This window comes from Streptomyces sp. NBC_00846, from assembly GCF_045207325.1.
Taxonomy (GTDB): Bacteria; Actinomycetota; Actinomycetes; order Streptomycetales; family Streptomycetaceae; genus Streptomyces.
Genome location: NZ_CP108846.1, coordinates 1279723 through 1295651, shown reverse-complemented (window position 1 = coordinate 1295651; position 15929 = coordinate 1279723). Strand labels below are relative to the sequence as shown.

Sequence of the window (15929 nt, the reverse complement as noted above, 5' to 3'; positions counted from 1 at the left end):
TGATGATCCATCAGTTTTTACCGGCGCGTAACTTCCCACGCCACCTTACTCACGCGTAATTTGGCCTGCGTACACAGAACATCAGCAGTCACCGCTTGTGGTCCGGGCCGCAGGGCGCACACACATCGCAACTCCCTTGAGCCGCAAGGAGACCACACGATGCTGCCCTGGACCCGTGCGCCGCGTACCCCACGTACGCGGAGAACCCTTGCCGCACTGCTCCTCGCCGTCGCCGCAGTCGCCACCCCCGCGGCCGCTGCCGCTGCAGCCACCCCCACCGCCGTCACGGCCACCTCCCGTGGCTGGAACGATTACTCCTGCAAACCCTCCGCAGCCCACCCCCGCCCCATCGTCCTGGTCCACGGAACCTTCGGGAACTCGATCGACAACTGGCTGGTCCTCGCCCCCTACCTCGTCAACCGGGGCTACTGCGTCTACTCGCTCGACTACGGGCAACTGCCCGGCGTACCCGTCTTCAACGGCCTCGGCCCGATCGACGAGTCGGCCGGTCAGCTCGCCACGTTCGTCAGCAAGGTGCTCGCCTCCACCGGGGCGTCGGAGACCGACATCGTCGGCCATTCCCAGGGCGGCATGATGCCGAACTACTACCTGAAGTTCCTCGGCGGTGCCGCCAAGGTGAACGCCATGATCGGGCTCGCACCCGACAACCACGGCACCACCCTCCTCGGCCTGACGAAGCTGCTGCCGTACTTCCCGGGAGCGGAGGACCTGCTGAACGCCAACACGCCCGGCCTCGCCGACCAGGTGGCGGGATCCCCCTTCGTCACCAAGCTCAACGCGGGCGGCGACACCGTGCCCGGAGTGCGCTACACGGTCATCGCGACCAAGTACGACGAGGTCGTGACCCCGTACCGCACGCAGTTCCTGGACGGGCCGAACGTACACAACGTCCTGCTCCAGGACCTGTGCCCGGTCGACCTCTCCGAGCACGTGGCGATCGGCACCGTCGACCGGATCGCGTACCACGAGGTGGCGAACGCCCTGGATCCGGCACACGCCACTCCCACCACCTGCGCCTCGGTCATCGGCTAGACGTACCGCCCTGTCCGGCAACGGAGAAGCGGAACGAAGAAGCGGAACGAAGAAGCGGAACGAGAGGCCCCGCCCCGGTGTCCCGGCACTCCGAGGCGGGGCCTTTCCTGCCGTGCGGGCCGTCGTTGTCAGTGGTGGATGGCACGATCGACTCATGACGACGATCGACTGGGATTCCGCGGCCGACTCCTTCGACGAGGAGCCCGACCACGGGCTGCTCGACCCGGCCGTCCGGCATGCCTGGGCGCAGCGGCTGGAGAGCTGGCTGCCCGGCGAGCGCTCCGAGGTGCTCGACCTGGGGTGCGGCACGGGAAGCCTCGCGCTGCTCGCCGCCGGACAGGGGCACCGGGTCACCGCCGTCGACCGGTCGCCGCGCATGGTGGAGCAGGCGCGGGCCAAGCTCGCCGGCACCGGCACCGGGGTCCTTCTCGGGGACGCGGCCCAACCACCGGTCGGCAAGCAGCAGTTCGATGTGATCATGGCCCGGCATGTGGTGTGGCTGCTGCCCGATCCGGTGGCGGCCCTGCGCCACTGGTTCACCCTGCTGCGGCCCGGCGGCCGGCTGATCCTGATCGAGGGCGTCTGGGGTGCCGTCGGCCTCTCCGCGGAGCGGCTGACCGGACTGCTCCCGGAGTTCACCGAGCACATCCACCACGAGCGGCTCTCCGACGATCCGGCTCTGTGGGGCAAGCACGTCGACGACGAGCGCTACGCCCTGGTGGCCCGTGCCGAACCGCGGCACCGGCATACCGAAGTCGTCGATGTGCATCTGATTCTCCGCCGCGGCCCCGACGTCCTGCTCGCCCGCCGGGCCAATACGGGGTACGGGGACGGCCTGTTCAACGGCCCGTCCGGACACGTCGAGGACGGTGAGGACGTGCGCGCGGCGGTGATCCGTGAGACCGCCGAGGAGATCGGTGTCGAACTCGGCCCGGACGAGCTGCGGGTCGCCCTGGTCATGCAGCACCGCGGCCCCGGCGGCAATCCCCGGACCGGCTGGTTCTTCGAGGCGGAGTACGACCCCGGCCGCCCGCCGCGCAATTGCGAACCGGACAAGTGCTCCGAGCTGGCCTGGTTCCCGCTGGACGCCCTCCCGGACGACATCGTCGCCTACTTCCGGGCCGGACTCGACGGCTACCGCGCGGGGGAGCACTTCCTGATCCACTGGCACGAGGACGGCGACACCGTGGCGTACCAGCCGCACGGCGTCCGCCGAGCCGTCCCGCTGCCCGCCGGCGGAGCCGGCACCGGCGGGGTGCATCACATCGAGCTGTGGGTGCCCGATCTGCCGACGGCCGAGCGCGGGTGGGGCTGGCTGCTCGGCGAGCTCGGCCATGCCCCGTACCAGCACTGGGAACACGGCCGGAGCTGGCGGCGCGGCGACAGCTATGTGGTGGTCGAGCAGTCACCCGACCTCACCGGGGGGACGCACGACCGCCGCAGCCCCGGGCTCAACCATCTGGCGTTCCACGTCCGGGACCGGGCCACCCTCGACGCACTGGTGGCCAGAGCCCCGGAGCACGGCTGGCAGCAGCTCTTCCCGGACCGCTACCCGCACGCGGGCGGGGACGAGCACATCGCCGCCTATCTGGAGGACCCGGCGGGGTACGAGGTGGAGCTGGTCGCCGGAATCCCGCAGGCCCGCCCGGCACCGGAGGCCCCGGCGCCGTACACCGATGTATGGGCACAGCGCCGGGACTAGGACGAGTCCAGGACCTGTCCCAGGACCTGTCCACGACACGTTCGACCGCGATCAGCCGGGCGATGAGCCAGGGTGCGGGCCCCCGGGCAGGCCCGGGGGCCCGTCCGAGGGGGTGCGGACCTCACTCACAAGGTGCGCTCCAGGCGGTCGGCCATCAGCTTGACGAAGCGCGACGGGTCGCCCAGTTCGCCGCCCTCGGCCAACAGCGCCAGATCGTGGAGGAGTTCGGCCGTCTCCTCCAGGCCCGGCCCGGCCTCCTCGCCCCGTTCGGCGTGCGCCCGGTTGAGGCCGCTGACCAGCGGGTGCTCCGGGTTGAGTTCGAGGATGCGCTTGACCTGCGGGACAGGCTGGCCCATCGCGCGGTACATGTTCTCCAGGGCCGGCGTCACATCGTGCGTGTCCGAGACGATGCAGGCGGGCGAGACGGTGAGACGCGAGGAGAGCCGTACTTCCTTGACGGTCTCGCCGAGCCGGTCCGTCATCCAGGTCAGCAGATCCGCGTACTCCTGCTGCCGGTTCTCGCGCTCGGTCGCGGCCTCCTTCTTCTCCTCCTCGGTCCCGAGGTCGACCTCGCCCTTGGCGACGGACCGCAACTGCTTGCCGTCGAACTCGGGCTCGGCCTCGACCCACACCTCGTCGACGGGATCGGTCAGCAGCAGCACCTCGACGCCCTTGGCCCGGAACGCCTCCATGTGCGGGGAGTTCTCGATGGCCTGCCGGGACTCACCCGTGAGGTAATAGATGTGCTCCTGGCCGTCCTTCATCCGCTCCACGTACTGCCGCAGCGTGGTCGGCTCGTCCTGGTCGTGGGTCGTGGCGAACGAGGCCACACCGAGGATGGCGTCACGGTTCTCGAAGTCGCTCAGCAGCCCCTCCTTGAGGACGCGGCCGAACTCCCGCCAGAACGTGGCGTAGCGCTCCGGGTCGGCGGACATCATGTCCTTGACCGTCGACAGCACCTTCTTCGCCAGGCGCCGGTGCATCAACTGGATCTGCCGGTCCTGCTGGAGGATCTCGCGCGACACGTTGAGCGACAGGTCCTGCGCGTCGACGACACCCTTGACGAAGCGCAGATACGGCGGCATCAGCGCTTCGCAGTCGTCCATGATGAAGACGCGCTTCACATAGAGCTGGATGCCGCGCTTGTACCCCTGCATGAACAGGTCCTGGGGCGCGTGCGACGGGATGAAGAGCAGCGCCTGGTACTCGAAAGTCCCCTCCGCCTGCAGCCGGATGGTTTCGAGCGGGGCGATCCAGTCGTGGCTGATGTGCTTGTACAGCTCGTGGTACTCGTCGTCCTTGACCTCGTCGCGCGAGCGCGCCCAGAGGGCCTTCATCGAGTTGAGGGTCTCGGGTTCACGCGGGGCGGCGTCGGCCCCTTCCCCGGCATCCGCGGCGTCGTCGGCCGGGGTCTCCGCGGCCATTCTGACGGGCCAGGTGATGAAGTCCGAATACCGCTTGACGATCTCCCTGATCTTCCAGGGGGAGGAGTAGTCGTAGAGCCGGTCGTCGGCGTCCTCCGGCTTGAGCCGGAGGGTGACCGCGGTGCCCTGCGGGGCGCTGTCGACGGTCTCGATCGTGTACGTGCCCTCGCCGGTCGACGTCCAGCGGGTGCCCTGGCTCTCGCCCGCGCGCCGGGTCAGCAGCGTGACCTCGTCGGCCACCATGAAGCTGGCGTAGAACCCGACCCCGAACTGGCCGATCAGCCCTTCGGCCGCGGTGGAGTCCTCGGCCTCCTTGAGCTCCCGCAGGAACTTCGCCGTGCCCGAGTTCGCGATGGTCCCGATGAGCTGGACCACTTCATCGTGTGACATACCGATGCCGTTGTCCCGCACGGTCAGCGTACGGGCCTGCTTGTCGGTCTCGATGTCGATGTGGAGGTCGGACACATCCGCGCCGAGCGAGTCGTCGCGGAGCGCTTCGAGCCGCAACTTGTCGAGCGCATCGGAGGCGTTGGAGACGAGTTCGCGCAGGAACACGTCCTTGTTCGAGTAGATCGAGTGGATCATCATCTGCAGAAGCTGGCGCGCTTCCACCTGAAACTCGAACGTCTCAGTGGGCATAATCCGTGATTCCCTCTCAGGTCACAGGGTGGGGAACTGGCCTGAGCACTGTAATTCAGACGGCGGACAGTCGGCAGCGGCCGCAGTGTCCGCCCGGACCCCGGGGCCGGTCAGGCCAGCAGCACCGCGAGGCCCTCCGTGCGAGCCAACTGTTCCAGCTGGTCCAGGGCCCGGCGGGCCGCCCCGGCCGCCGCCGGATCGCGTTCGTCGAGACCGCTCTCCTCGAACTCGTCCTCGTCCAGCCGGAGTACGGACGTGCCGTCCGCCGACACCCACAGATCCAGGTCCAGATCCTCGACCAGCAGTTCCCCGCCCCGCAGCACCGCGGGACGGGTCACGTCGCAGTACCAGCCCTTGAGTTCACCCGCTCCGGTACGGACCTCCTTCACGGCGAACCAGCGATCGCGCCAGTAGTGCTCGGTGAACACATCGCCGGGCTCGAACCGTACGAAGCCGAAGTCCCGCACCCCCGGCGCGGCCCACGGTGCACGCACCGTCACCCGGGTGCCGTCGTCGTGGACCACATCTGCCGGGTATCGGATCTTGGTCCGTCCGGCCTTCACCAGGGCGACCGTCAGCGCGGTCTCAGCCGAGCTTGCGGACATACCGCACCTCCGTGGCGCAGATCTCGTAGCCGAACCACCGGTTGACGGCCAGCATCGGGGCGTTCTCCGCGTCATTGCCGGTGTACGCGTCCGTGTAGCCGGCGGCGCGCGCCCGGTGCAGCGAGTCGTTCTTGGCGAGCCTGGCCAGGCCCCGGTTGCGGTACGCCCGGCGGGTGCCGGTCATCCCCGACATGTAGCGGGTCAGTCCGTCGGTCTGCGCCGCGCTGAACGCCGCCACCTCGCCGTCGACCACCACAACCGAGGTGAGTTCGTGGTCGAGTCCGGGGTGGCGCCAGATCTGCCGGAGCCAGTCCTCGTAGTCGGACAGTTCGGCCGGGGTGTCGCTCGGCTCGTCGGCCGTGGTCTCGGCGTCCGCCTCGAAGAGCGGGCGCGGATCGTCGGCGAAGTCCGCGCCGGTGCGCAGCTCGACGCCGGCCGGGGGCTCCTGACGGGGCGGCAGTGAACCGCCGGCCAGATCGAGGCGGAGGAAGTGCGCCGAACGGCTCGGTGCGTAGCCGCGCTTCTCGGCGAAGGCGCGGTTCGAAGGGATGTCGAGCACCCAGCTGTAGACGGCGACCGCGCCCTCCCGCGCCAGATACTCCTCGGCCGTGCTCAGCAGCAGCCCACCCGCCCCGAGCCCGGTGCGGTCCGGGTGCGTGTACGGATTGCAGAACGCCTGGCCCGGTTCGGGGCTGTCGTGGGCGAGGCCGACCTGCGCGGTCCCGATCAGCTCTCCGTCCTTCTCGGCGACCAGCAGCCGGTAGCGCTGGTCGGGATGGGCGGAGGCGAGATCGAAGGCGACCTGCTCGGGCGTCGTCACCATGGAGGGCAGTGCGGCGCGACGGACCCGCACCCAGGCCTCCGCGTCGGCGGGCAGGAAGTCGCGAACGAGGACAGTCATGGGGTGGACCGTACGCGTGGTTGCCTGCCGGGCGCCCCTGATTTTCCGGTGGTGGGGGACAATCGGCGGGTGACTCTGAAGATCGTCCTTGATCCGGACGCCGGTACCGCCCCGTACGAGCAACTGCGGACGCAGATCTCCGAACTGGCGCGCTCCGGCGCGCTGCCCGTCGGTTTCAGACTTCCGACCGTACGCGGCTTCGCCGAGGAGCTCGGCCTCGCCGCGAACACCGTCGCCAAGGCGTACCGGGCACTGGAGGCCGACGGGGTGATCGAGACCCGTGGCCGCAACGGCACGTTCGTCGCCGCAGCCGGTGACGCGGCGGAACGTCATGCGGCGGCCGCCGCGCAGGAGTACGCGGAGCAGGCGCGGCGGCTGGGCCTGTCGCGGGCCGACGCGCTGTCCCTGGCCGAGGACGCGTTGCGGGCGGCGTACGAGCCGCGATGATGCGGGGCGTGGGGGCGGGGTCCAGGAGTGAGCGCAGCCCCGGTCCGGGGCCGTCCGGCGGCCGGTTCGTCCGGCGGCCGGTCCGTCCTCCATCGCCGGACGGGCTCGAACTGCGGCTCAGAGATACAGGCCCGCGTCCGCGCCGGAGTCCTGCTTCGGTACCGACGCGGGACTGCTGCCCCGCCGCAGCGCGTACAGCTCGGCGAGCGTGGCCCCCTCGCGGCCGAGTCCTTCCTCCGTACCCAGCCAGGCCACCGCCTCCTTGCGGGTCAGTGAGCCCACCTCGATCCTGGCGAGGCAGCGGCCGGGCCTGACCACGGCCGGGTGGAGCCGCTCCAGGTCCTCGTTGGTGGTGACCCCCACCAGCACATTGCGGCCCTGGCCCAGCAGCCCGTCGGTGAGGTTCAGCAGCCGGGACAGCGCCTGGCCCGCCGTGTGCTTCGCCTCACCGCGGATCAACTCGTCGCAGTCCTCCAGGAGCAGCAGCCGCCAACGGCCCTTCGCCGTGCCCTCGTCCTCGCCGATCGCGATGTCCATCAGATAGCCGACGTCGTTGAAGAGCCGCTCCGGATCGAGCACGCAGTCGACCTGGCACCAGTCCCGCCACGAGCGCGCGAGCGTGCGCAGTGCGGACGTCTTGCCGGTGCCGGGCGGGCCGTGCAGCAGGAGCAGCCGGCCGGCGATGTCGTCGGGGGTGACCTTCATCAGCCGGTCCATGGCATCGGCCACCGGTGCCGTGTAGTTGTCGCGGACCTCGTCCCAGGTGCCGGCGGCGATCTGCCGGGTGGTGCGGTACGGGCCGCGGCGCGGGGACACGTACCAGAAGCCCATCGTCACGTTCTCGGGCTGCGGTTCCGGTTCGTCCCGGACGCCGTCCGTCGCCTGGCCGAGGATCCGCTGCGCGAGCTCCGGGCCGGTCGCGGTGACCGTGACGTCGGCACCGAGGCTCCACCGCGAGATGAGCAGCGTCCAGCCGTCGCCCTCGGCGAGGGTGGCGCTGCGATCGTCGTCGCGGGCGGCACGCAACACCTTGGCGCCCGGGGGCAGCAGAGTGGCCCCGGCCTTGACGCGGTCGAGGGAGGAGCTGTGTGAGTACGGCTGCTCGCCCGTCGCGAAGCGGCCGAGAAACAGCGCGTCGACGACATCGGACGGGGAATCGCTGTCGTCGACGGTGAGCCGGATCGGCAGAGCGGACTCAGGGTTGGCAGACATGGCGCCCATGATCCGGCACGAGGGCATCGCGCGCACCCAGGTTTCAACACCTTCCTCCCCGCTCCAGCGGGGCGATTACGGACATGACGCGGCCTCAAGGGGGCGCACAGGAGAACTCGTCGGAGCAACTTGGCATGAACACTTCCGGTGGGGGTGTGCGTACTGCTACCACGGACACGTCGTACCGGCGGAGATCCTGCCGGTCGGTCCAAGGGAGGTTCCATGAAGATGTCCAGACTCGTGGCGTTCTCGTCCTCGCTCCTGCTCGGTGCCGTACTCGCTCTGACCGGAGCGGCCACCGCCAACGCCGCCACGTCTGTTCAGGCCGTCGACTACGTAGCCCTCGGCGACTCGTACTCCTCGGGTGTCGGATCCGGCAGTTATGACAGTGCCAGCGGGGACTGCAAGCGCAGCACCAAGGCCTATCCCAAACTCTGGGCCGCGGCCAACTCGCCCTCGTCCTTCGCCTTCACCGCTTGCTCGGGTGCCCGTACGAGTGATGTCAAGGCCGGTCAGCTCGGCCCGCTCAACTCCTCGACCGACCTCGTCTCGATCTCCGTCGGCGGCAATGACGCGGGCTTCGCCGACGTCATGACCACCTGCGTCCTCCAGTCGGAGGCCACCTGCCTCAGCCGGATCGCCACGGCCCGCAGTTATGTCGACACCACCCTGCCCGGCAACCTCGACTCGGTGTACTCGGCGATCCGCGCCAAGGCGCCGTCCGCGCGTGTCGTCGTCCTCGGCTACCCGCGCTTCTACAAGATCGGCGGCAGTTGTGTCGTCGGTCTGAGCGACAAGGTGCGCGGCGCGATCAACGACGCCGCCAACTACCTCAACGCGGCGACCGCCAAGCGCGCCGCCGACCACGGCTTCACCTTCACCGATGTCGCGGGGAAGTTCACCGGGCACGAGATCTGCTCCGGAGGCGCCTGGCTGCACAGTCTCAACTGGCTCGACATCGGCGAGTCGTACCACCCCACCGCGGCCGGACAGTCGGGCGGCTACCTGCCCGCCTTCGCCTCGGCCGCCTGACCCCCCACCCAGTGCCCGTGCCGGGCCCGTCCGGTCGTCCGGCGGGCAGGAGGCCCCAGTCCGCAGGGGCCTCCGTCCGGCACTCTGTCGATCCGGGCCGGCGAACCACTTCCGTTCTGTCCAACTCGCCCTGGAATCGGATGGATTGGGAGTGGGGTCGTCAACCTCCGTATGCGTGTGCTCAATCCTGTGACCGGGATACACGGGTGTCGTCGCGGGGGGTTAGGGTTAACCTGCCCGGGCCGGGTGCCCTCGTACGGGTGGGGAGTGACATGGAACAGATAACGATGCGCAGCAGGCCGCGTGTGCCTGCCATCACATGCGGGAGCAGTGCGACGAGTTCGCGCCTCGACCGCCATCTCGCGGTGCTCGGCGGACCCGCCGTCCCGCAGCGGGACTCCGCGGAGGCGACGCTGCTGATGCGCGAGCTCACCTCGCGCGATGCCGCCCATCACCGTCGGAGCAAGAGCGCGCGGGTCTCCCTCTTCGCGCCGCTGCGCCGACTGCGCCGCTCGCTCTTCGGCAGCCGCCACTGACCCGACGGCCCGTCACAACTGCCCAACGGTCCACCGCCCGGGCTCTCCCCGGCCAGGGTCATCGTCCAGCCCCCCGCTCGGGCCGGTCGGACGATTTCACCGTCCCGGCGCTGCGCTGCTGTCCGCTCTTCCGTCTCCCCGGAGCCCGCGGCAGCGCTTCGGTGTGCTTGCCGAGGCCCATCGGCCTGCCCGGCGCCCGGGTCGGCCCGCCGAGCTGCCCCGGCGAGCGCGGCGCATGGCGGTCATTCGCCGCCGCGCGCGTAACGCCGTACGGCCAGCGGCACGAACACCGCGAGGAGCACCACCGACCAGGCGAGCGTCCCGGCCACCGGATGGGCGACCGGCCAGGCGGCGTCGGCCGCCGGGGACGCGTTGCCGAACAGTTCGCGGGTGGCCGAGGCCATCGCGCTGATCGGGTTCCACTCCGCGACCGTCCGCAGCCAGCCGGGCAGGTTGTCGGTCGGGATGTACGCGTTCGACAGCAGCGGCAGGATGAAGGTGGCGCTGCCCAGCTGACCGGCGACCTCCTCGTTGCGGATCAGCAGGCCCAGCCAGCAGCCCAGCCACGACGTGGCGAACCGCAGGAGCAGCAGCAGTCCGAAGGCTCCCAGGGCGGCGAGCGGGCCGCCCTCGATCCGCCAGCCGACCGCGAGTCCGACGAGGATCAGCGGAATCATGCCGATGGCGGTGGTCAGCAGATCCGCGGCGGTCTGACCGAACGGTACGGCGGGCCGGCTCATCGGCAGCGTACGGAACCGGTCCATCACCCCGCGGTCACAGTCCTGCGAGGCCTGGAACATCCCGACCATGATGCCGTTGGCCGCCGTCGCCGCCAGCAGGCCCGGCACCAGGAACGCGCGGTACTCCTGGCCGGGCATGGCCAGGGCGCTGCCGAACACGTAGCCGAAGAACAGCAGCATCGTGATCGGCATGGTCTGGGTCAGGATCATGACACCCGGCGCGGCCTTGATCCGCTGCAGATGGCGGCCCAGCATGGCCAGGGCGTCGGCGACCGGGGCGCTCGTGGCCGGTGTGACGTTCGGCTCGTGGGCCGGTGCGATGCCGCTCATGCTGCCGTCTCCTTCAGGGGTGGGGAGGTGCGGCTGTCGCCGCGGCCGGTCAGGCGGAGGAAGACCTCGTCGAGCGTCGGCGGGCGCAGGCTCGCGTCGACCAGCGGTACGCCCGCCCCGTCGAGTTCGCGGACGATACGGGGGAGGGTGAGCGTGGTGTCGGTCGTGACGGCGCCCACGGTGCGGCGCTCGTGGTCGAGTACCGGTTCGGTGCCGGTGAGCTGATCGAGTACGGCTGCCGCCGGGACCAGCGCCGAATCATGGGGGACGACGACTTCGGCGTAACTGCCGATGCGGGCCTTCAGCTCGGTGGGGGTTCCGCGGTGGGCGGCCCGGCCCCGATCGATCAGCACGATGTCGTCGGCCAGTTGGTCGGCCTCCTCCAGGTACTGCGTGGTGAGCAGGACGGTCGTGCCCCGGTCGGCCAGTTCCCGTACGGCCGCCCAGATCTGGTTGCGGCTGTGCGGGTCGAGTCCGGTGGTCGGCTCGTCCAGGAACAGCACCCGGGGGCGGGTCAGCAGACTGGCGGCGAGGTCGAGGCGGCGGTGCATGCCGCCCGAGTAGGTTCGGGCCGGGCGGTCGGCGGCCTCCGTCAGCTCGAAGCGCTCCAGGAGCTCGTCGGCGCGGGTGCGCGCGGCCTCGCCGCGGAACCGGAGCAGCTTCGCGAAGAGCCGCAGGTTCTGCCGGCCGGACAGCTCGCCGTCGACCGAGGCGTTCTGCCCGGTGACGCCGATCGCCGCGCGCACCGCACCCGCCTCGCGCACCACGTCGTGGCCCGCCACCCGGGCGCTGCCGCCGTCCGGGGGTGTCAACGTGGTGAGGACCCGGACGGCGGTGGTCTTGCCCGCGCCGTTCGGCCCCAGCACTCCGCAGACGGTGCCCTCGGCGACCGCGAGATCGAGTCCCCGTAGCGCGTGGACATCGCCGTAGCGCTTCTCCAGACCTTCACTAAGTACACCGTACATAGTTGTCATGCGTGCACCGTACCGCACTACGTACGGTGTACGTAACTACGATGGTGGGAGAGGTGATGATCAATGGTGGGGCGACCCGCTGTACCGGAAGTGATCTGGGCGCGCCCCGAGCGTGCGGGCCGCGGCCCCAAGCCCGCTTTCTGCCGCGCCGACATCGCGGCGGCCGCCGTCCGTATCGCGGACGCGGAGGGGCTCGACGCGGTGTCCATGCGGAAAGTGGCTGCCGAACTCGGCTGCGGGACGATGTCGCTCTACAACTACGTACCGCGCAAGGAGGACCTGTACGAGCTGATGCTCGACGCGGTCAGCGGCGGGTACGAGTTCCCGGAGCCGTCCGGCGACTGGCGCGGCGATCTCATCGCGCTGGCCCATCAGGCCCGCGCGATGATGCACCGCCACGCCTGGGTGCCCCGGCTCATGTCACCCGTGTACGGCTTCAGCCCGAACGCGCTGCGGTATCTGGAGTACACGCTCAGCTGCCTGGACGGGGTCGACGCGCGGTTCGGCGAGAAGATGGAACTCATTGCCATGGTCAACGGCGTGGTCACCACCTATACGGCCAACGAGATCGCCACGGCGGAGCGCAGCCGGTCGCTGCCCTGGTCCGAGGAGCAGGAGCACGCCGCGCGCACGAACTATCTGATCAGTCAGATCGCCACCGGGAAGTATCCGCGGATGGCGGCGGGATTCGCCGAGGACTCCGGGCCGATCGATCTGGACGGGGTCTTCGACCGGGCGCTGCACCGGGTGCTGGACTCCTTCGACCGGTAGCGCGCGGGGCCCCGGGCGCCCCGTCACAGCAGCGCGAACTGCCCGTCCGGGCCCTCCTCCTGATGGTCGAGCACCGAGGCCGGCCGCCGGGCCGCGGCCGGGACCGGCAGGACGCCCGCCGCGCGGAGGTCGTCGGCCGTGATCCGCGGGCCGTCCGTCAGGCCCTCCCGCCGGGGCCGGAGTTCGGCCAGCAGGGCGAGCAGAGTGATGAGTTCCAGCAGCTCCGAGGTCCACTCCTGGGGCCAGGTACGCGGCCGGACCGCTTCCAGGCCGTCCATGTCCTCTGCCCCGGCCCCGGCCCTCGTCGTACGGCGTTCGAACCAGAGCTCCAGCATTCGGACGCCGCCCACCCGGAACTCCCACGCCCCGGCGGGCACGGGCGAGATGCGGCCCGTGCCGAGCAGGAGCGCCTCGTCGGCCGGGTCGTACTCCAGCGTGGCCGGCACGGGCGGAACCGAGGCCCGCACATAGGGGCGGCGTCCGCCGGGCAGCCGCGGGCGCTCCCCGCCCCGGGCGCCGCGCAGTTGCAGTCGCAGCAGCTCCTGCCCCAGCTCCACGCCTGCCGACCAGTGCGCCGTGTCGGCCGGCAGCGGGACCACGCACCCGGCGGGGGAGTGGCGGGCCGCCGCGAGTGTCCACGCCAGCACGGAATGGTCCGTGACCGCATCCCCGTGGCGGGCCCGGAGCAGTGCGAGGAGACCCGGGGCCAGATTGGGTTCGAGACCTCCGGGGCGCCTGTACAGCGGCCGGATCCGGCCCGGCCGGCCGGCCGGGGAGTGGCCGTCGGGCAGGAGCGCCGTCACGGACAGGGCGGGGCCGGTGTCCTGGGGCACGTAGCCGTGCTCCACGGCGAAGAGCTGGTGCCCGTCGGCGACCCGCCACAGCTCGGGGCGGGCCGCGTCGATCAGCCGGTGGTCGGGGAGCAGCCACTGTTCGTCGAACGGACCGTGCAGGATCCGTACCGGCTCGGGGCACGGTCCGCTCTCGCGGGCGAACCGCCCGGTGCCGGTGGCCTGTCCCGGAAGCGCCGCCACCGGCGTTTGCGGGGTACGCAGACGGGTGGGCCGGAACAGCCGTTCGCGCTCGGCGGCCTCAGTCCGGACCAGCCGCTCCCAACGGGCCCTGAGCGAACCGGCGTCCGGGGCGGTCACCCAGGGGCGCCCGGTCCGCAGCGGTCGTACGGACCATGGCATGAGGTCGTCGAGCAGCGTGCTGTCGTCGTCCCCGCCGGCTCCGGCGCCCGCCCGTGCTGCCACCGTGTCGTCCTCCCCGTCGCCACCGCCTCCGGCATCGTAACGGCGTCGGAGGGTGGGCCGTCAGCGCGCTTCCACGGTCACCGAGAAGGAGAACCGGTCGCCCCGGTAGCGGATCTGTGCCACATCCACCACCCGGCCGCTCTCGTCGTACGTCACCCCCGTGTAGAACAGGATCGGGCTCAGCAAAGGGACCTGGAGGAGTTCGGCGGTCGCCGGGTCCGCGAGGCGCGCCTCGACCGTGTCGGTGATGCGCGCGATCCGGACGCCGACCCGGTCGCGCAGCACCTTGGTCATCGGCCAGCGTTCGAGATCGGCGACATCGAGCCGGGCCGCCACCTCGGGACGGACCGCGTTCTCCGCCCAGTTGGTGGGCTCGTCGCTCTCCCCGGCGCGGCGCAGTCTGCGGTAGCTGACCACCTCGGCGCAGTCGGGGAAATACTCGGTGAGCTCGCCCGGCACGGCGATCGGACCGTGGCCGAGGACCTCGGCCCGCTCGCCCGACTGCTGGGCCACGATCGCGTCGATCGACCCCAGCAGCCGGACCGGTGACACCCGCCGGGCGCGCGGCTCGATGAACGTGCCGCGCCGCCGGTGCCTGCTGATCAGCCCTTCCGTCTCCAGCTCCTTGAGCGCCTGGCGCATCGTCAGAACGCTGACACCGTAGTGCGCGGCGAGCTGCTCCTCGGTCGGCAGCCGCGCCGAGGCGTCCTTGGTACGGCCCAGTATCGAGGCGCGCAACGACTGCGAGACCTGGTACCACAACGGAAGTTTGCGGTTCAGGACCAGTGAATCGGGGGCGAAGGCGTGTCCCTGGGACAGCTTGGGCATCTGAGGCACCTGGGTCATCTGGTCTCTCCGTACTGCGACACAGCGGACGCGACGACGCGGGGGCCGATACGTGGCGTCGTTGCCTACGGCCTGAAGTTGCGGCTCAGACCCTGCCACACGTCGTCGTAGCCGCGTTGCAGATGGTCGGCGGCGGCCGCCTGCCCGGTCGCCGTCACCGGCCAGCGGGTCTCGAACATGAAGGCCAGGCCGTCGTCGATCTTCTGCGGCCGCAGCTCCGCCTCGCTCGCCCGGTCGAAGGTCTCCCGGTCGGGGCCGTGCGCCGACATCATGTTGTGGAGCGAGCCGCCGCCCGGTACGAACCCGCCCTTGCCGGCCGTCTTCGCGTCGTACGCGCCCTCGATCAGGCCCATGTACTCGCTCATCACATTGCGGTGGAAGTACGGCGGCCGGAAGGTGTCCTCGCCCACCAGCCAGCGCGGCGCGAAGACGACGAAGTCGACCCCGGCCAGCCCCGGGGTGTCGGACGGCGAGGTCAGCACCGTGAAGATCGACGGGTCGGGATGGTCGTAGCTGATCGAGCCGATGACATTGAAGCGGCGCAGGTCGTAGACGTACGGGGTGTGGTTGCCGTGCCAGGCGACCACGTCCAGCGGCGAGTGGTCGTAGGTCGCGGACCAGAGGTTCCCGCAGAACTTGTTGATCACCTCCACCGGGCGTTCGTCGTCCTCGTAGGCGGCCACGGGGGCGAGGAAGTCCCGGGCGTTCGCCAGGCCGTTGGCGCCGATCGGGCCGAGGTCGGGGAGGGCGAAAGGCTGACCGTAGTTCTCGCAGACGTAGCCGCGGGCGGTGGCGTCGAGCAGTTCCACCCGGAAACGGACGCCGCGCGGGATCAGCGCGACGTGCCCCGGCTCGGCGCGCAGCAGGCCCAGTTCGGTACGGAGCAGCAGGCCGCCCCGCTCCGGGACGATCAGCAGCTCGCCGTCCGCGTCGCTGAACACCCGGTCGGTCATGGACGCGTCGGCGTGGTAGAGGTGCACGGCCATGCCGGTGCGCTGCGTCGCGTCGCCGTTGCCGCCGAGGGTCCACAGGCCGGCCACGAAGTCCGTACCGGCCGCGGGCGCGGGGAGCGGGTCCCAGCGCAGCCGGTTGGGGTCGGGCACGGATTCGGTGAACGGAGCGGTCCGGATCGCCCCGTTGTCGATGCGGACGAACGGGGGATGAGCGGCCGACGGGCGGATCCGGTAGAGCCAGGAACGGCGGTTGTGTACCCGCGGTTCAGTGAATGCGGAGCCGCTCAGCTGCTCCGCGTAGAGCCCGAGGGGGGCGCGCTGAGGAGAGTTGCGGCCGTGCGGCAGCGCCCCCGGCACCGCCTCCGAGCTGTGCTGATTGCCGAAACCGGCGCAGTACTCAAGCCCTTCCGTCGTCTTCCTCGCCTGCTCGATGCCGCTCATGTGCGCTCCCGGTGCCGAAGAAATCCTATGGGCAACCGTAGGAATCGGATCGAAGCGCGTCAACGGC

General features: G+C 70.6%; 15 protein-coding genes. 6 read left to right on the top strand and 9 right to left on the bottom strand.

From position 1 onward, the window contains the following. The first annotated feature begins 159 nt into the window (after window positions 1-159). A complete protein-coding gene (locus OG936_RS06010) occupies window positions 160-1053 on the top strand; it encodes an esterase/lipase family protein (protein WP_406493031.1) in 894 nt (297 codons plus the stop codon). Window positions 1054-1207: 154 nt separating this feature from the next. Continuing rightward, window positions 1208-2755, top strand: coding sequence for a trifunctional class I SAM-dependent methyltransferase/NUDIX hydrolase/VOC family protein (locus tag OG936_RS06005; protein WP_406493030.1), 1548 nt, complete (start codon window positions 1208-1210; stop codon window positions 2753-2755). Window positions 2756-2880: 125 nt separating this feature from the next. Here the strand turns inward: OG936_RS06005 and htpG are convergent, their stop codons facing one another. The 3 genes from htpG to OG936_RS05990 form a co-directional block, all read right to left on the bottom strand. Further along, entirely contained in the window at window positions 2881-4818 is a 1938-nt protein-coding gene (htpG, locus tag OG936_RS06000) for a molecular chaperone HtpG (protein ID WP_406493028.1), read from the bottom strand. Window positions 4819-4928: 110 nt separating this feature from the next. Further along, window positions 4929-5423: a DUF402 domain-containing protein gene (locus OG936_RS05995; RefSeq protein WP_406493027.1), complete on the bottom strand. Its 495-nt coding sequence runs from the start codon at window positions 5421-5423 to the stop codon at window positions 4929-4931. Continuing rightward, the gene (locus OG936_RS05990; RefSeq protein ID WP_406493025.1) at window positions 5404-6324 is read right to left on the bottom strand and encodes a GNAT family N-acetyltransferase; all 921 of its coding nucleotides are present in this window, start codon (window positions 6322-6324) and stop codon (window positions 5404-5406) included. The genes OG936_RS05995 and OG936_RS05990 overlap by 20 nt, the downstream gene beginning before the upstream one ends. Window positions 6325-6393: 69 nt before the next feature. On the opposite strand from OG936_RS05990, the gene OG936_RS05985 reads away from it, so the two are divergent. After that, complete coding sequence (locus OG936_RS05985; RefSeq protein ID WP_383753918.1) at window positions 6394-6771, top strand: GntR family transcriptional regulator; 378 nt, start codon at window positions 6394-6396, stop codon at window positions 6769-6771. Between the two features lie 117 nt (window positions 6772-6888). Here the strand turns inward: OG936_RS05985 and OG936_RS05980 are convergent, their stop codons facing one another. After that, complete coding sequence (locus OG936_RS05980; RefSeq protein WP_406500322.1) at window positions 6889-8010, bottom strand: DUF5925 domain-containing protein; 1122 nt, start codon at window positions 8008-8010, stop codon at window positions 6889-6891. A gap of 195 nt (window positions 8011-8205) precedes the next feature. Here OG936_RS05980 and OG936_RS05975 point away from each other — a divergent pair, with 195 nt between their 5' ends. Continuing rightward, window positions 8206-9015, top strand: a complete 810-nt coding sequence (locus tag OG936_RS05975) for an SGNH/GDSL hydrolase family protein (protein ID WP_406493023.1) — start codon at window positions 8206-8208, stop codon at window positions 9013-9015. A 272-nt stretch (window positions 9016-9287) separates the two neighbouring features. Next, entirely contained in the window at window positions 9288-9551 is a 264-nt protein-coding gene (locus OG936_RS05970; protein WP_406493021.1) for a hypothetical protein, read from the top strand. Between the two features lie 242 nt (window positions 9552-9793). On the opposite strand, the gene OG936_RS05965 is transcribed toward OG936_RS05970, so the two are convergent. Then, the gene (locus tag OG936_RS05965; protein ID WP_383753994.1) at window positions 9794-10546 is read right to left on the bottom strand and encodes an ABC transporter permease; all 753 of its coding nucleotides are present in this window, start codon (window positions 10544-10546) and stop codon (window positions 9794-9796) included. A 71-nt stretch (window positions 10547-10617) separates the two neighbouring features. Continuing rightward, entirely contained in the window at window positions 10618-11595 is a 978-nt protein-coding gene (locus tag OG936_RS05960; protein WP_406493019.1) for an ATP-binding cassette domain-containing protein, read from the bottom strand. A gap of 63 nt (window positions 11596-11658) precedes the next feature. Between OG936_RS05960 and OG936_RS05955 the strand changes: the two genes are divergently transcribed. Then, window positions 11659-12366, top strand: coding sequence for a TetR/AcrR family transcriptional regulator (locus OG936_RS05955; RefSeq protein WP_406493017.1), 708 nt, complete (start codon window positions 11659-11661; stop codon window positions 12364-12366). Between the two features lie 23 nt (window positions 12367-12389). Here the strand turns inward: OG936_RS05955 and OG936_RS05950 are convergent, their stop codons facing one another. The 3 genes from OG936_RS05950 to hmgA all read right to left on the bottom strand — a co-directional run bounded on the left by OG936_RS05950 (window position 12390) and on the right by hmgA (window position 15862). Continuing rightward, a complete protein-coding gene (locus OG936_RS05950; protein ID WP_406493015.1) occupies window positions 12390-13622 on the bottom strand; it encodes a type ISP restriction/modification enzyme in 1233 nt (410 codons plus the stop codon). Window positions 13623-13682: 60 nt separating this feature from the next. Continuing rightward, the gene (locus OG936_RS05945) at window positions 13683-14468 is read right to left on the bottom strand and encodes a GntR family transcriptional regulator (RefSeq protein WP_406493014.1); all 786 of its coding nucleotides are present in this window, start codon (window positions 14466-14468) and stop codon (window positions 13683-13685) included. A 65-nt stretch (window positions 14469-14533) separates the two neighbouring features. Further along, a complete protein-coding gene (gene hmgA / locus OG936_RS05940; RefSeq protein ID WP_406493012.1) occupies window positions 14534-15862 on the bottom strand; it encodes a homogentisate 1,2-dioxygenase in 1329 nt (442 codons plus the stop codon). Window positions 15863-15929 lie beyond the last annotated feature (67 nt).

Excerpts from the sequence above, each read along its gene's own strand:
- OG936_RS05960 (WP_406493019.1), bottom strand. The coding sequence starts at position 11,595 with ATGACAACTATGTACGGTGTACTTAGTGAAGGTCTGGAGAAGCGCTAC.
- OG936_RS05975 (WP_406493023.1), top strand. The coding sequence starts at position 8,206 with ATGAAGATGTCCAGACTCGTGGCGTTCTCGTCCTCGCTCCTGCTCGGT.
- OG936_RS05965 (WP_383753994.1), bottom strand. The coding sequence starts at position 10,546 with ATGCTGGGCCGCCATCTGCAGCGGATCAAGGCCGCGCCGGGTGTCATG.
- OG936_RS05970 (WP_406493021.1), top strand. The coding sequence starts at position 9,288 with ATGGAACAGATAACGATGCGCAGCAGGCCGCGTGTGCCTGCCATCACA.
- OG936_RS05990 (WP_406493025.1), bottom strand. The coding sequence starts at position 6,324 with ATGACTGTCCTCGTTCGCGACTTCCTGCCCGCCGACGCGGAGGCCTGG.
- hmgA (WP_406493012.1), bottom strand. The coding sequence starts at position 15,862 with ATGAGCGGCATCGAGCAGGCGAGGAAGACGACGGAAGGGCTTGAGTAC.
- OG936_RS05945 (WP_406493014.1), bottom strand. The coding sequence starts at position 14,468 with ATGACCCAGGTGCCTCAGATGCCCAAGCTGTCCCAGGGACACGCCTTC.
- htpG (WP_406493028.1), bottom strand. The coding sequence starts at position 4,818 with ATGCCCACTGAGACGTTCGAGTTTCAGGTGGAAGCGCGCCAGCTTCTG.
- OG936_RS05980 (WP_406500322.1), bottom strand. The coding sequence starts at position 8,010 with ATGCCCTCGTGCCGGATCATGGGCGCCATGTCTGCCAACCCTGAGTCC.
- OG936_RS05995 (WP_406493027.1), bottom strand. The coding sequence starts at position 5,423 with ATGTCCGCAAGCTCGGCTGAGACCGCGCTGACGGTCGCCCTGGTGAAG.
- OG936_RS05955 (WP_406493017.1), top strand. The coding sequence starts at position 11,659 with ATGGTGGGGCGACCCGCTGTACCGGAAGTGATCTGGGCGCGCCCCGAG.
- OG936_RS06010 (WP_406493031.1), top strand. The coding sequence starts at position 160 with ATGCTGCCCTGGACCCGTGCGCCGCGTACCCCACGTACGCGGAGAACC.
- OG936_RS06005 (WP_406493030.1), top strand. The coding sequence starts at position 1,208 with ATGACGACGATCGACTGGGATTCCGCGGCCGACTCCTTCGACGAGGAG.